Raw genomic sequence first — 15,941 nt, forward strand, 5'->3', positions numbered from 1 at the left:
GGCAAAGGCATCAATGAGAACGGAAGAATAAAAAATAAGCTGTTAAGCAAACATATCCGTCAGAAAGCATTCTGCACGCCTTAAATATGCTAATATTTATGCCAATTTAACTAAATCCCCTGTAACCATTTCGCTGTTGATTGATGTCCGGCGACTATCAGGTAAATATATTCAGAGAGAATACGATGACTTTTGACTTAAGCCTTGTGCCGACCACATTTGATATGCTGCATGCAGGACTTGCCGTATCCAGCCTGGCACTTCTTGCTATTGCCGTGTCCCGTAAGACAAAAATCATAGAAAAAGAGATAGAAAAGCCCGTAGAGAAAATTGTTGAAATTGAAAAACCAGTAGAAAAAATCGTTGAAGTAGAAAAAATTATTGAGGTTGAAAAGCTTGTTGAGAAAGTCGTCGAAGTTGAATCCAGACTAAAAACTGCTTCAACCGATTCAGCAATGCAGTTACTGTCTGTCCTGCAGCAGGAAGCTCGTCTGATCGATTTTCTGCATGAAGATCTGACCGGCTTTTCTGATGAAGAAGTCGGTGCGGCAGCCAGAGTCATTCACTCTGGTGGTAAGAAAGTGCTGTCAGAATATATTACTCTGTCGCCGGTGCGTCAGGAAGAAGAAGAAACCCGCATTACACTGGAAGCAGGCTTCAATCCTCAGAGCGTCCGTCTGACCGGAAACGTTACAGGCAGTGCGCCATTTACAGGAACACTGGTACACAAAGGGTGGAAAGCCGATTGTATCAAACTGCCAAAACTTGCTGAAAATTATGATACCAGCATCATAGCACCGGCAGAGGTAGAGCTGTAATGACAAACCATCAATCAAACGCCAGATACTGCGTTGGTATCGACTTAGGTACAACACACTGTGTTATCTCATACACAGAGCCGGGTAATGATGAAAACCAGGTTCAGGTAATGCCGGTTCCCCAACTCGTTGCACCGGGACAGATAGAAGAAAAAAACCAGTTAGGCTCTTTTTTGTACCAGCCCCACGAACATGAAATGGGAGCAGGCTCGCGTGTACTACCATGGAGTACTCAGCCGGATGTTCTGGTTGGAGCCATTGCCCGTAAGCTGGGCAGTAAAACACCGATCCGTCTAGTCTCGAGCGCTAAATCCTGGCTTTGTCATGGTGGTGTAAACCGCCGACAAGATTTCCTTCCTCAGGGCAGTCCTGAAGAGGTCTGCAAAGTTTCTCCCCTGAAAGCAACGGAGTGTTATCTGGAGCACCTGCGTAATGCATGGAATCATCGACATCCTGACGCACCCTTATCCGAACAGGACGTCACCATTACTGTACCAGCATCATTTGACCCGGCAGCGCGTGATCTGACAGCAGAAGCAGCCCGCAATGCAGGCTTCCGTCACCTGACCTTACTGGAAGAACCACAGGCCGCTCTGTACAGTTGGATCGATAACAGTCACGACGACTGGCGGAATCAGGTTAAAGTCGGTGACGTTGTACTGGTTGTGGACATCGGCGGAGGTACAACTGACCTTTCGCTGGTCGCTGTCACCGAAGAAGACGGAAATCTGAATCTGAACCGGATAGCCGTAGGTGAACACATCCTGCTGGGCGGTGATAATATGGATCTTGCTCTGGCTTATCGTCTGAAGATAAAACTGGCAGGAGAAGGTAAACAACTGCAACCTTGGCAGATACAGGCAATGACTCATTCCTGCCGGGATGCCAAAGAAGCGTTACTGAATGATCCGGATCTGGGTACAGTACCGATTGTCGTGCCCAGCCGTGGTTCGAAACTGTTAGGGACAACCCTGAAAACAGAACTGACCCGACAAGAAGTGCAGCAGACACTTATTGACGGTTTTTTTCCTCAGGTTGATATTCATGAACATCCACAGCAAAATACACGCAGCGCCTTGACACAAATGGGACTGCCCTATGCACAGGATGCTGGTATCACTCGTCATATTGCTGCATTTTTAAGCCGCCAGTCAGACGCAGCTCAGGATGTTTTTGCGGGTATGTTTGGTGAACAACCGTCACACTCATTTATAAAACCCACTGCGATTCTGTTCAACGGTGGGGTCTTAAAATCTGATCTGCTGGCCAAACGCCTGACCTCCGTCATCAACACATGGCTGACAACAGCGGGCAGTCCTGCTGCCAAACAACTGCCGGGGCTGGATCTCGATCTGGCTGTAGCCTGTGGTGCAGCTTACTACGGTGCCGTCCGCCGTGGTCAGGGGGTACGCATTCGGGGTGGTATCGCCAGCAGCTATTATGTGGGTATTGAAAGTGCCATGCCGGCTATTCCGGGAATGGCACCACCGATGGAGGCAATCTGTGTGGCTCCGTTCGGTATGGAAGAAGGTTCTTCTGCTTTTGTTTCAGATAAGGAATTTGGTCTGGTAATCGGTCATCCGGTACAATTCCAGTTTTATGGTTCCACGGTTCGTCGTGACGATCAGGCTGGAGCCCATCTGGATTTCTGGCAACCGGATGAACTAGAAGAACTGCCACAAGTTCAGGTCACTCTGGGGGTTTCTGAAGGCAGGGAAACCGGTCAGGTAGTTCCTGTCACGCTAGCCTCCCGGGTAACCGAACTGGGAACCTTGTATCTGGAAGCCATTGCAACGGATAACGGCCAGAAATGGCACGTCGAATTTGATATCCGGGAAGAATAATCAGGTAATAATATGTCCTCTCCCCGCTTTCTTGTTGGTATCGATCTGGGGACGACAAATATTGTCGTCGCCTACGCTGAAATAAACGATAACCTGCAGCACGCTCCCGTCAGCCTGTTCGAAATCGACCAGCTGATCGGCGCTGGCGAAGTCGTGCGTAAACCCCTTCTTCCTTCTTTTCGTTACCACCCCGCTCAGGGACAGGTATCCCCGGATGATATGGTTCTGCCATGGGAAATCAGACCGGTAACCGGTGATATTTCACAGGCTATTATCGGTGAATGGGCTCGTGAGCTGGGGGCAAAAGTTGAGGGACGGCAGGTATCCAGTGCCAAAAGCTGGCTCTCACACCAAGGGGTTGACAGAGAATCCGGGATCCTTCCCTGGGTCAGCAGTACGGATACTGAAAAAGTCTCTCCTGTGATTGCCAGTGCCAGCTATCTCAACCATGTCCGACAGGCATGGAACTACCATCATCCCGGAGATCTGCTGGAAAAACAGGATGTTGTAATTACGGTTCCGGCGTCCTTTGATGAAACAGCCAGAAAACTAACCCTGAAAGCAGCTCAACTCGCCGGACTTCCGGATGTCGTGCTGCTGGAAGAACCTCAGGCAGTCTGCTATGACTGGTATGCCCGTCACGCAGAACAGGCAAAAGAAACACTGTCTGATATTCCGCTGATCCTGGTCTGTGATGTGGGTGGCGGTACCACAGATTTAAGTCTTATCGAAGCAAAACTGGCGGATGATACGTTAACCCTGAACCGTATCGGTGTCGGTGACCACCTGATGTTAGGGGGTGACAATCTGGATCTCGCTCTAGCACATATGGCCGAACAACGCCTGAATAAGAACAAAAAACTCACGGCTGCAGGACTGACAAAACTGATCCAGCAAACACGCAATGCTAAAGAGCGGCTGTTAGCTGCTGATGCACCGGATACGATTAAGATCACTCTGCTGGGAAGCGGCTCGAAACTGCTTGGCGGAGCCAGAAGCATCAGCGTTACCAGAGATGAAGTACATCAGATCACTCTGGACGGATTCTTCCCGTTCACCTCATTGTCACAACGACCGGATAAACGCAAAAGCGCCGTAGTTGGATTCGGTCTGCCCTATGTCGCTGATCCTGCCGTCACTAAGCATATTGCAGAATTTATCAGCCAGCATCAGCCGGTTTCTAGAGCTGCACTCGGACTGGATGAGCAGACCGAAGAACCGGCAATACCTGTCGGACTGCTACTGAATGGTGGCGTGTTTAATAGTGACATTGTCACAAAAAGACTGACATCCGTTCTGGAAAACTGGCGCGGTACTCCTCTTACACTTTTAGATAACCCTCATCCTGACTGGTCAGTTGCCCTTGGAGCCGTTGCTTTTGCCAAAGCAAGACGCGGGGCACAACTAAAAATTGGTGGAGGTGCAGCCCGTTCCTACTTTCTGCATCTTCAGGAAAAAAACCGGAGTGGTAAAGCACTTTGTCTGTTGGCCAAAGGGACCGAAGAAGGACATGAAATTCGTCTCTCCGGACGCAGATTTGCGCTGACTCTGGATGAACCAGTCCGATTCAACCTTCTGACGTCCACACACAGTATACTGACAGATAACACCCCAGCACAAAACGGCATCGTGGTTAATACCGACCCGGATCTTTTTACACCGCTTCCCCCCTATATCGCAACACTTGATAGCGGTGCGGATAACAACATCCTGCACGCCAATCAAAAACAACGTGAAGAAGTCCAGCTTGCTTGTCAGTTAACCGAAGTCGGTACACTTAAAATGGAATGTGTCAGTACCAGCGACAACAACCGGCGCTGGGCTCTGGAATTTGAGATAAGAAACAAACAATCCGGAGAGGAACAACAGGCACTTTCCCCCCAATTGTCACAGGCAATCGAACTGATTACCCGGATATACAGCGGAAACAAAAAAAATGCCGATAGCAATGCCATTAAAACCCTGACCAGAGAGCTGGAAAAATTGCTGGGGAAACGGGATGAATGGGATTGTGTTACCAGCAGAAAATTATTCGATACATTTTCTGCAGGAAGAAAACGCCGCCGCCGTTCTGAACTGCACGAAAAAAACTGGCTACGCCTTGCCGGATTTACTTTGCGCCCCGGCTTCGGTGATCCTGCCGATAGGTGGCGGACAGAACAGATCTGGTCTCTGTATCAGCAGGGCATCCAGTTTAAAAACCATCAGGGCTGGAGTGACTGGTGGATCTTCTGGCGCAGAGTCGCCGGAGGTCTGAGTCAGGAGCAACAGGAAACCATTCTGGCCGATCTGGCTAAATATCTGCATCCCGGTTCACTGAGAAATCCCAAAGTAGCCAAAGAAGCACAGGAAATGTCCTATGAAGCCATGGTTCGCCTTGCTGCGTCTCTGGAACATCTGGACGTGGAAGATAAAATTCTGCTCGCCGGATGGTTTAAAAATAAAGCCTTAAACCAGAGCCAGCACGCTCAGGCACACTGGTGGGCTTTAGGACGGCTTGCATCCCGTTCCCTGATGTACGGCAGTCAGCATGGAGTGATCCCAAGAGAACAGGTTGAGCAATGGTTGCCACAGCTTCTGCAGCAGGACTGGAATAACGAACCTATGGCAGCGTTTGCAACGGTGATGATGTGCAGGAAAACCGGAGATCGCTTGTTTGATATTTCTGACCATTACCGGATCCAGGTCTGCGAAAAACTGAAAAACAGTAAAGTGCCGGATGCCTGGTACACTCTGGTTCAGGAAGTGAATGCACTCTCAGACTCTGACTCCCGTAAAATATTTGGAGACAGCCTGCCGCAGGGATTGTATCTGGTTAGATGACGACAAACCTTAAATTGATATGTTATTACAATGCATTTTATGGTTTAATCCCATCCATTAGATGATACTAATTTATAGATAAGGATCTACAATGGCTGACAAATCTTATAATGACATGAATAAAAAGCAACGTGAACTGGGTCTGGCTTTCCGTGAAGCCAGTACCGACACGATGAACGCATTTATCAATCTGAGCAAAACAACAATGGCTGATGGGGCTTTGTCTACCAAAACAAAAGAGCTGATGGCTGTCAGTATCGGTATTGTGTTGCGTTGTGACAATTGTATTGCCGCTCACGTACGTGCAGCTCTGAAAGCCGGAGCCAGCCGGGAAGAGTTGGTTGAATCAATCAATGTGGCAATCGTAATGGGCGGTGGTCCTGCATTGACATACGGTATTCAGGCACTTGAAGCCGTTGATGAGCTGGCAGCGCTATAACTACGCCGAAGCCGCCTTACTACATGATTTGACACCGGTACACGAATTTGTACCGAGGCAAAAAGCGGGTTCTTCAATGGATTAAACCATAAACAGAATCCGCTTTTTTATTTCCGATTCAGCTAATCTGCCCGTTTACCAAGTTTCACTCTGCCATCACTGTGAAACCAGAGAGCCTCATCTCTGCGACGGCCAATTAGAATCGGACCATCATCAAAAAACAAAAAGTTCTTCCAGTTACGTTTAAACACATCCCATTTGGTTTCAATCACATTGTATTTTTCATAACAGAAATAAACAGTGACATCATCCTGCCAGCGGATATGTTCCATGATTGCTGCCGGTAGCTGCGGATCATCCGATTCCCAGGCCTCCATCCACTGAATATCATTTATCCAGCTTTGAGTTTTAGAAGGCCAGTCACTGCTGCTCAACCGCTCAGCATCAGGACTCTGAGCACTGATATTATCTTTCCATAACTGCGCCGAGCGAACCTGATCCATCGGTTTAATCAGCTCAAGGTCATCAACCGGAACAGGCATAGACTGATGGGTAAAAATCCACTTACGTGGATAATCGTTCAAGGAAATATAGGCCATATACTGTAATTCTTTTCTCTGTCTCTCAACTCAATACTTATCTTGTTCTGTCCTGCCAGCCAGTATTGATTAATGCTGTCGTATTGTGGTCTTCCCACTTGCCGTTGATCAGCAGATAATCTTTGGCATAACCTTCCTTCTGAAAGCCGGAAGCCTCCAGAACCGCCTCACTTTTCCGGTTTCTCGGCATATAGCTGGCCGTTATTCTGTGTATATTCTGCACGTTAAACATCCAGTTACAGGCCAGCCGTAGTGCCGTACGCATAATTCCTTTGCCCTGCATATCCTCATCCAGTGAGTAACCCACGCTGCAGGAATGCAGCGGAAAACGATTCAGGTTACTGAAAGAGATGGTTCCCAGCATACGGTTGCTGGCTGTATTGATAATCAGGCAGTAAAAACCCAGTTCCATCAGATGCAGTTCATTCAGTTTAATCAGTTTCTTACGCCATCCTTCCAGAGTGTAAAATCCCTCTTCCCGCATAGGTTCCCAAGGCTTAAGGTGCTCTTTATTACGCAAAAAATAATCCGTAATCATATGTGCATCCTCTGCCCGGGCCAGACGTACCTGAATATTCCCTTCCGTCTCATTCATACTTTTAAATGTCAGTTCTCGCCACATCAATGTTTCGTAATTCCATAATCTCTGAGTTTGTTCGCGACTGAAGTATGTGATACCCCCAGCCGTTTCGCCAGCTTACGGCTGGAAGGAAATGACTGATATAGTCTGTCCAGAACCTGAGCTTCATAATGCTTCATTATGTCATCCAGAGAACCTTCCAGATTAACACCTATCAGCCCCGATACGGCATGTTCCACTTTAGGCAGACGGAAATGGTCTATTGTCAGTTGGTCATCCGTTAACTGGGTCATTGCCCGCAGTACCATATTATCCAGCTCACGGATATTTCCCGGCCACTGATAAGCCGCAAGTTCATCCAGAACCGAAACATCAACCGGTGGCTTGGACACCCCCAGTTGCTGAGCATATTTCGACAGAAACAGATCAAACAATACCGCTACATCATTCGGCCGCTCACGCAGTGCCGGAATAGTGATGCTCAGCACATTCAAACGATAATAAAGATCCTCCCTAAACCGTCCTTGTTCCGTCAGTTCAGCAAGATTCTGTTTGGTTGCAGCAATGACCCGTACACTAACGTGGATCTCATGCTCTTCACCAACGCGGCGAAAAGTACCATCCTGCAGAAAACGCAGCAGCTTGATTTGCAGATGCGGACTCATTTCACCGATTTCATCCAGAAATACCGTCCCGCCGTCTGCCTGTTCAAATATACCTTTATGTCCGACATGCTGATTAAAGGAACCCGGAGCATGACCAAACAGTTCTGTTTCAGCCACATCATCCGGCATAGCCGCACAGTTCAGCACCAAAAATGGGTTTGAGGCTCTTTCTGAGCGGTTATGACAAGCTTTTGCCAGCATCTCTTTGCCTGTACCGGTTTCCCCTTCGATAAGCAGAGGCTGATCCAACATTGCCAGTTTCTTTGCCTGAGCCAGCATCGCCTTATGGCGGTTCGAAACACCGACAAAGTGGTCAAATCCCAGATTATTACTTTCCGGCAGAAAACTGGCTCCGGAGTTATCTTGTACATTCGCTCTGAGACTAATCACAGCACCTGCAATAGTACTTTCTCCGGACAGCTCTTCTGTAATATAAACGGGCATAATCTCCATGATATAATCGAGACCATCCAGAACCATCGCTTCCCGCTGCCGCTGTCGGTGTTCATCCAACCAGCGTGAATATCCAAAACCCGGCAATAACGTGGTAACCTGAATCCCCAGCAGCGCATCTCTGGATTTAGAAAACAGAGCCTCAGCAGCATGATTCACCATATCCACCTCCCCCTTCAGGCTGACTGACAGCACCGGATCAGGAAGATTAGAAAGAATAGAATCCAGTTCTGTGGTATGTCTCTCACTGGGCATAAACTGAATTTTCCTGACATCACTGACTCCGGAAATTCTCCGGATCTGAGCCATCAACTCGCGGAAAGTATCAAAATCAATTTCAGGAAAATTGAGGTAAATAATACCGCTGACATCGATCTCGATCCCACGTAAATCAATATTGCGGGAAGCAAGGATATCAAGCAGCTCGCGGGTTAAACCCAGCCGGTCTTCACAAAGAACCTCAAGACGCACGCATCATTCCTTAAAGGTGTAAGAAAAAGTTGACAGCTAGTGTAATAAAGTAAATTTTCCAGTCAAGAATCAAATGCTCTGTTTCAGACTGAGAATAAGTTGTTTACGGATTTCACTCAGCCGCATCCGATTATCATTGTGCCATGGGATAGGTCGCAGCAGTGATACAGCCCTTATACCCAAACGGGCAGTCAGCAGCCCGACCCCAAAACCCTGAGCAACACGGGCAGAAACTTTACCGGCCAGATCCACAGATAACAGATCCATACCGGTATCGGTCACCACTTCAGAGACACCCGCTGCCGCCATATTCAGCAACACCAACCGGAATAAACGGATACGGGACCAGTATCCCAGTTCCACACCATAAATATCTGCCAACCGATCAATCAGTTTAAAATTACGCCAGGCAACCAGCAACATATCAGCCGTCGCCAGCGGGCTGACAGCCACGAGTACTGCCGCTTCTGAAGCAAAACGAGCAATCAGTTTTCTGGCTTGTTTATCCTGCAGACTGAGCACCATACCGTCATACATAGCCAGAATATCACTATCACTGTGAGCACCATGAATACTGTTCTGCCAGCGCTCAAATGCCGGATGTTCTTCAGCAAGATGACTTTGTTTGGCCAGCTTTTGACAAAAGCCCCGGCCCCTTCCGATACTGTCGCTGCCCTGCAGTTGCTCCCCCTGCTCCTGGACGGAAAAATGCCGGCGCAACTTCCTCAGTTTCCATAGTTCTCTACCGATAGCCGTCAGACCTAATCCAGCCAGAGAAGCAATAAATGCTGACCAGCCGATACTCAGCCAGTCTCCATTCTGTACTGCGCTCATCACCGTATCAACAGTCTGCCAGCCAATCAGGCCAGCAAAAGCCGTGACAATTCCGCCTGTACGCCATTTTCTTTTTCCGTCAGGCCGGATGATCTCCGTCAGTTTTTCTTCCGGGTAAGAACGGCTGTCCTCCGGTAATTTATCCGGCACAAACGAATTCTGAGTCTGAAATGTCTGTGCTGCTGTCAGCTCATCCGCACTCTTTTTATCCGGTTCATCCAGTGTCTGGGTGTATATCTGTCTGGATTTTATCTGGCTCATTTCAATTTATCTCCGATCAGGTACTGTAGTGCCTTATCCATTCGCAGATGAGGTAACGGCGTATCCGTTTCTGCCGGCATCGGTCTGAAGCTGATAAATTCAAACCCTTTTTCCTGCCAGAAACCGGCATCAGGAAGCTTACCCGGAACATCGCCAGGAAACAGCGTTATCGCCTCACCAGATAAAGTTACGCCCTGAATGGCGGGAACAGACTGGCTGCCACTGGTGACAAAACCAGTAGTCGTCGAACGCACCGATGCCATGCTGATACAGTGCATCTCAATGCCTTCAAAGGCGGCATTCTGCCATGCAGGATGTACCATCTGCTGAAGGAGAGAAACCAGAGCGCTATGTTGCTCAGGCGTGATATGGTCCGCTTTTGTAGCCGCAAACAGCACCTTATCTATCCGTGGAGCAAATACTCGTTTCAGTAAAGAATTTCTGCCATAGCGAAAGCTTTTCATAATCTGTTCCAGTGCATTTTTCATATCATGGAAAGATTCATGACCGGCATTCAGCGGCTGTAAACAATCGACCAGCACAATCTGTCGGTCGAAGGTGGAAAAATATTGTCGGTAGAAAGTCTTCACTACCTTTTGCTGATACTCTTCATAACGGGCTTTGAGCATCCCGTAAACAGAATGTTTACCGGCCTTCTGTAACGCCTCTTCCCGGCCAGTAAACGACAAGGGAAAAAACTGCAGCACAGGAGCTCCCTCCAGCTCACCCGGCAGAACAAACCGTCCGGGCTGAACCCAGTGCAAACCCTCTTCCTTGCACTGATGCAAATAGCTCGTGTACATAGCAGACAAATCAGCCAGATGTTTTTCATCCGCATCGGCAAATGGATCAAGGCCGGCAACCCGCTCCAGCCACTGACGGGCAAACTGTTTTCGCTTTCCCTTCAGACACTGAAACTGTGATTGACTCCATTCACGATAATTCATATCAAGAAGCGGCAAATCCAACAGCCATTCCCCCGGATAATCAACAATATCCAGATACAAAGTGGCAACGTTAGACAGCAGACTCTTTGCTCCTTTTTGAGGCTTATAGCGGATGGCCAGCCTTATCTCACTGACATCCCGGGTAGGCTCTGGCCAATGCGCTGGACTCGAATGCAACGCACTGAGCGCTTCATCATAAGCAAAACGCGGCACCAGCATATTGGTCTGAGGAACCCGTTTTGCCCCAATCACTTTTTTATCCCGGGCGGCAGTAAATAACGGAAGCTGATCATGTGTGGCAGTAAACAGAAGTTGATTGACCAGTGAAGTGATAAAGGCGGTTTTTCCAGCACGAGACAAGCCCGTTACAGCCAAACGTAAATGGCTGTCCGTACCACGCAGAATAAAGTCATTGACTTCCTGACGGATCTTTTTCATCAACACCTACTATTACATTAATCAGAACGATATAACTATTTCCCTGAACCGACATTAATCCGGGTGAAATTAAGCGCGGAATATCCGCGCTTAATTGGAGTTATTTATCTTTTAGCAAATAAACGCAGACAACGTTTACTTATTCATCTCTGCTATCTTCACCCGCCAGGTATCCGGCCCAATCTGATGAACATTTTCGCCACCGGAATCAACAGCGACAGTGACCGGCATATCTTCAACCTCAAATTCATAGATAGCTTCCATACCCAGTTCTTCAAATGCCACTACCCGTGCTTTTTTGATGGCTTTTGATACCAGATAAGCCGCACCACCGACAGCCATCAGATAGACTGCTTTATGTTTTTTGATCGATTCGATCGCTTCCGGCCCCCGCTCAGCCTTACCAATCATACCGGCAAGTCCTGTTTGCCCCAGCATCATTTCCGTAAATTTATCCATTCGGGTTGAAGTAGTCGGCCCGGCAGGTCCCACAACTTCATCCCGGACAGGATCGACCGGCCCCACATAATAAATAAACTTACCATTAAAATCGACGCCTTCCGGTAACCCCTCTCCACTTTCCAGCAGTTCCTGAACCTTTTGATGGGCCGCATCCCGTCCGGTCAGGATCTTACCTGAAAGAAGAAGCGTCTCACCCATTTTCCACTGCTGGATCTCTTCTTTCGTGACATTATCCAGATTAACCCTCCGGGCATTATCCCCTACATCCAGAGTGATATCTGGCCAATCTTCCAACTTTGGCGGTATCAGCTCAGCGGGACCGGAGCCATCGAGTGTAAAGCTGATATGCCGGGTAGCAGCACAGTTAGGGATCATACACACAGGTTTCGAAGCCGCATGGGTAGGAGCACTCTTAATTTTCACATCCACAACGGTTGTTAAGCCCCCCAGTCCCTGAGCTCCAATACCCAGTTTATTCACCCGGTTATAGATATCCAGACGCAGTGCTTCTTCGGCGTTTTGCGGGCCTCTTTCTATCAGCTCCTGAATATCAATATGTTCCATTAGCGTTTCTTTCGCCAACAATGCTGCTTTTTCTGCCGTACCTCCGATACCGATACCCAGTACCCCCGGTGGACACCAGCCCGCCCCCAGTGTCGGCATTATTTTTTCGACCCAGTCAGCAATATCATCAGACGGATTAAGCTTAACCATTTTGGTTTTATTCTCAGAACCACCGCCTTTTGCGGCAATCTGAACCTGAACCTGATTACCGGGAACCAAATCGATATGTACAACCGCCGGAGTATTATCCTTAGTATTGATTCTGAGCCCGGCAGGATCACTTAGTACAGAAGCACGCAGAGGATTATCCGGGTTGGTATAGGCACGACGGACACCTTCATCGACCATTTCCTGTACCGTCATATCGGTTTCCCATTTTACGTTCATCCCCACTTTAACAAAGCAGGTCACGATACCAGTATCCTGACATATCGGCCGATGCCCTTCTGCTGACATTTTGGAGTTAATAAGAATCTGAGCAATGGCATTCTTTGCTGCCGGATTTTGCTCTTTATGATAAGCCTTTTCTAACGCTTTGACGAAATCGACTGGGTGATAGTAAGAGATATACTGAAGTGCATCTGCGACACTGGAAATAAGATCCTGCTTACGTATGACGGTCATTGCCCTTGCCCCCATGTAATTTATATTAAGTTCTGAAAATTATGATACTCTTAAGCGCCGTATGGTGATTGCACTCCTTGTCACAGTTTAAGCAAATGAATTACAAAACAAATCACAAGTTTTTAACTTTTAACATTAATTATCAACCTTTACTAGCCAAACAGTTTTTTCGCTCAATTGCTCATCAACCATGGGCAATGTTGCTCCACTCGGCTTCCCGACAACACGTTGACAGCCGGTTTGATATTCTGGTAGCGGAGCCGGTCGCAACCCTGAAAACGACTGGATTAAATACAACAATCACACACGGTAATCATGTTACGGTTTCAGAACAGGATCCATTTAGTCTGCTACAGGATTGTCTGACACGATGGCTACCGGCTCTGGAGCCTGTCGCTGATATTCCCTTTTGTGGCGGGGCATTAGGTTACTTCGGTTATGATTTGGGCAGACGAGTAGAAACGGTACCGTCTCTCGCCGAAGATGATATTCCTCTGGCTGATATGGCTGTAGGCCTGTATAACTGGGCACTGATCGTCGATCACCAGCAAGAAAAAGCGGTGCTGGTTGGTGAACAGCCGGAGCAAGCCTATCGGTGGCTGCTTGCTCAGCAGGAAAGAGCCTCGACACCTTTCTTTCTGAATTCAGACTGGCAGTCCAACATGACTCAGGACCACTACCGGCAAAACATATCCACAATTCATCACTATCTTCACTCCGGCGACTGTTATCAGATAAATATGACCCAACGTTTCTCAGCCAGTTATTCCGGTTCAGAATGGGAAGCATACGAAAAACTGGAACAGAGCAATCAGGCACCTTTTTCTGCCTTTATCCGTACTGATGAAGCCGCAATTTTAAGTCTTTCTCCAGAACGTTTTATCGAGCTGAAAGGCCGCAGTATTCAAACCAAACCAATCAAAGGGACACGTCCTCGTTCCACTGACAGTCAGTTAGACAAACAGTATGCAGAAGCTCTGGCAAATGCCAGCAAAGATCAGGCCGAAAACCTGATGATTGTCGACCTGCTGCGCAACGACATCGGGCGGGTTGCCAAACCAGGCTCGGTTCAGGTTCCCAGCCTGTTTGCTATCGAAACATTTCCTGCTGTACACCATCTGGTGAGTACGGTAACGGCAACACTGGATGATCCATATGCTGCAACCGACCTGCTCAGAGCCGCTTTCCCGGGAGGTTCCATTACCGGAGCCCCCAAAGTACGAGCGATGGAAATCATCGAAGAATTAGAACCTCACCGCAGAAAAGTATACTGTGGCAGTATCGGTTATCTGAGCCGCTGTGGAAATATGGATACCAGTATAACGATCCGGACTCTGATTGCCTGTGATCAGAAATTGTATGTCTGGGCTGGCGGCGGTATTGTTGCAGACAGTCAATGGGATGATGAGTATCAGGAAACACTGGACAAACTCAGCCGGATACTACCGGTTCTGGAGAACAAGTAACGATGGATAAATCTCAGCTATTGCGTAATTTCAGTCTGCACCTTCCGGAGCATTACCACAACGAAGGTCTCAAACGCTGTGCCGGTATCGACAAGAGAACGTTGCGCAGAGCCGGGGTTATGATTGGCTGTGTAGAAAGAGAACACGGGCTGAATGTTATCCTTATTCACCGGGCGGCTCATCTGAAACACCATCCCGGACAGGTCGCTTTTCCGGGAGGAAAGCACGAAGAATATGACCCGTCACTCATCGGCACCGCCATCCGGGAAGTCGAAGAAGAGATCGGCATTCCGGAAGAGAAAATACAAGTGTTAGGTACTCTGCCCGAGCTGATCACGATCAGCCGTTTTCTGGTCACACCGGTCGTCGCTCTCATCAGTCCAGACTACCAGACTGTTGTAGATAAAAATGAAGTCGCTTCTGTTTTCGAAGTCCCGGCAGAATATCTGTTTGATATCCGGCAGTTATACAGCCAGATTTTCCATCTGAGAGACAGCAGCCACCGGGTTTTTGCCATCCCTTACCGGGAACACTTCATCTGGGGAGTAACCGCTCAGATTATTCAGGCACTACAAGTACAATTGAGAGATTAACGCCTCACCCCCATATCATATCAGCATCATCTTCCCTTTGATCCCAGAGCGTTTTAATCGCCTCGATCTCTTCCCGGATAGAAAAAAAGGCATCGACCAGCCGGGGGTCAAAATGCGTTCCGGAACATTCCCGTATCGTTTCAAACGACAGATTAAAAGACCAGGGTTTCTTATATGGCCGCTGGGTCGAAAGCGCATCGAACACATCCGCTATTGCGACAATTCTCGCAGACTCAGGAATAGCATCACCTTTAAGTCCCATCGGATAACCACTTCCGTCCCACCACTCATGATGATACCGTGCAACTTCAGCAGCAAGACAGAACAACGGACTATTACTGCGGCTCAGGATCCGGTAGCCAATCTCTGCATGACTTTTCATGATCTCCCATTCAGACTCCGTCAGCCTGCGCGGAGCCTTAAGAATAGAGTCGGATATACCGATCTTTCCGGTATCATGCATTGGTGCAGCCAGTTCCAGCAATTTAGCTTTATCCACATGCCAATTAACCGCCCGGGCCAATGCACCCGCATAAGCCGCCATACGCCAGATATGTACCCCGGTATCCGTATCATTATAATGACCGGCATCCCCCAGCATAAAAATAGCCGAACGTTGTGCCTCCATCAGTTCGCGGGTTCTCTGTATGACTTCCTGTTCACATGCCCGGCGCTTATCAGCCATAGCCAGATGGTTACGAACTCTGGCTTTTACGATTGCTGCATTAACCGGTTTGGTAATGTAATCGGCAGCCCCAAGCTCCAATCCCATCGCTTCATCTTCCGTTTCCGTCATCGCTGTAACAAAAATAATCGGTATATGCACCGTTTCTTCGCTGGATTTCAGATGCCGGCACACCTCATACCCATCCATACCCGGCATCATTACATCCAGAAGAATTAAATCCGGTTTTCCCTTTTCTACAATTTTCAGGGCAAGCTGTCCGCTGGTCGCTATTTTTATTCTGTAGTCATGTCTTAAAATACCTTTAAGAACGTCAATATTTTCCGGAGTATCATCAACAATCAGTATGGTTTGTGGATCTATGTCGTTCTGCAT

Annotated in this window: 13 protein-coding genes; 6 read left to right on the forward strand and 7 right to left on the reverse strand. The window is 48.2% G+C overall.

What is annotated here, in order from left to right; all coding sequences use genetic code 11:
• Window positions 1–185: 185 nt before the first annotated feature.
• The 4 genes from CSW98_RS02440 (at window position 186) to CSW98_RS02455 (ending at window position 5,924) form a co-directional block, all read left to right on the forward strand.
• Window positions 186–818, forward strand: a complete 633-nt coding sequence (locus CSW98_RS02440; protein WP_100798847.1) for a DUF2760 domain-containing protein — start codon at window positions 186–188, stop codon at window positions 816–818.
• Window positions 818–2,662 carry an Hsp70 family protein gene (locus CSW98_RS02445; protein ID WP_100798848.1) on the forward strand — a complete coding sequence of 615 codons (1,845 nt, stop codon included), beginning with the start codon at window positions 818–820 and terminating at the stop codon, window positions 2,660–2,662. Before CSW98_RS02440 ends, CSW98_RS02445 begins: the two co-directional genes overlap by 1 nt.
• 12 nt (window positions 2,663–2,674) lie before the next feature.
• Window positions 2,675–5,485: an Hsp70 family protein gene (locus CSW98_RS02450; protein WP_100798849.1), complete on the forward strand. Its 2,811-nt coding sequence runs from the start codon at window positions 2,675–2,677 to the stop codon at window positions 5,483–5,485.
• 91 nt (window positions 5,486–5,576) lie between these two features.
• Window positions 5,577–5,924, forward strand: a complete 348-nt coding sequence (locus tag CSW98_RS02455; protein WP_100798850.1) for a carboxymuconolactone decarboxylase family protein — start codon at window positions 5,577–5,579, stop codon at window positions 5,922–5,924.
• Window positions 5,925–6,046: 122 nt separating this feature from the next.
• Here the strand turns inward: CSW98_RS02455 and CSW98_RS02460 are convergent, their stop codons facing one another.
• The 6 genes from CSW98_RS02460 to CSW98_RS02485 all read right to left on the reverse strand — a co-directional run bounded on the left by CSW98_RS02460 (window position 6,047) and on the right by CSW98_RS02485 (window position 12,822).
• Complete coding sequence (locus CSW98_RS02460) at window positions 6,047–6,523, reverse strand: DUF2947 domain-containing protein (RefSeq protein WP_100798851.1); 477 nt, start codon at window positions 6,521–6,523, stop codon at window positions 6,047–6,049.
• A 37-nt stretch (window positions 6,524–6,560) separates the two neighbouring features.
• On the reverse strand, window positions 6,561–7,145 hold the full coding sequence (locus CSW98_RS02465; RefSeq protein WP_100798852.1) for a GNAT family N-acetyltransferase: 585 nt from the start codon (window positions 7,143–7,145) through the stop codon (window positions 6,561–6,563).
• Window positions 7,145–8,692: a transcriptional regulator TyrR gene (gene tyrR, locus CSW98_RS02470; protein ID WP_100798853.1), complete on the reverse strand. Its 1,548-nt coding sequence runs from the start codon at window positions 8,690–8,692 to the stop codon at window positions 7,145–7,147. Before tyrR ends, CSW98_RS02465 begins: the two co-directional genes overlap by 1 nt.
• Before the next feature lie 69 nt (window positions 8,693–8,761).
• Entirely contained in the window at window positions 8,762–9,787 is a 1,026-nt protein-coding gene (locus tag CSW98_RS02475) for a YcjF family protein (protein ID WP_100798854.1), read from the reverse strand.
• The gene (locus CSW98_RS02480; RefSeq protein ID WP_100798855.1) at window positions 9,784–11,172 is read right to left on the reverse strand and encodes a YcjX family GTP-binding protein; all 1,389 of its coding nucleotides are present in this window, start codon (window positions 11,170–11,172) and stop codon (window positions 9,784–9,786) included. Before CSW98_RS02480 ends, CSW98_RS02475 begins: the two co-directional genes overlap by 4 nt.
• 135 nt (window positions 11,173–11,307) lie before the next feature.
• The gene (locus tag CSW98_RS02485; protein WP_100798856.1) at window positions 11,308–12,822 is read right to left on the reverse strand and encodes a fumarate hydratase; all 1,515 of its coding nucleotides are present in this window, start codon (window positions 12,820–12,822) and stop codon (window positions 11,308–11,310) included.
• Window positions 12,823–12,917: 95 nt separating this feature from the next.
• Between CSW98_RS02485 and pabB the strand changes: the two genes are divergently transcribed.
• Both pabB and CSW98_RS02495 read left to right on the forward strand, forming a co-directional pair.
• A complete protein-coding gene (gene pabB, locus CSW98_RS02490; protein ID WP_100798857.1) occupies window positions 12,918–14,288 on the forward strand; it encodes an aminodeoxychorismate synthase component 1 in 1,371 nt (456 codons plus the stop codon).
• A 2-nt stretch (window positions 14,289–14,290) separates the two neighbouring features.
• Complete coding sequence (locus CSW98_RS02495; protein WP_100798858.1) at window positions 14,291–14,881, forward strand: CoA pyrophosphatase; 591 nt, start codon at window positions 14,291–14,293, stop codon at window positions 14,879–14,881.
• A 4-nt stretch (window positions 14,882–14,885) separates the two neighbouring features.
• Here the strand turns inward: CSW98_RS02495 and CSW98_RS02500 are convergent, their stop codons facing one another.
• Window positions 14,886–15,941 (reverse strand): response regulator, encoded by a 1,056-nt coding sequence (locus tag CSW98_RS02500; protein ID WP_100798859.1) that lies wholly within the window; start codon window positions 15,939–15,941, stop codon window positions 14,886–14,888.

It is taken from the genome of Vibrio sp. HA2012 (assembly GCF_002812955.1).
Lineage (GTDB): Bacteria > Pseudomonadota > Gammaproteobacteria > Enterobacterales > Vibrionaceae > Vibrio.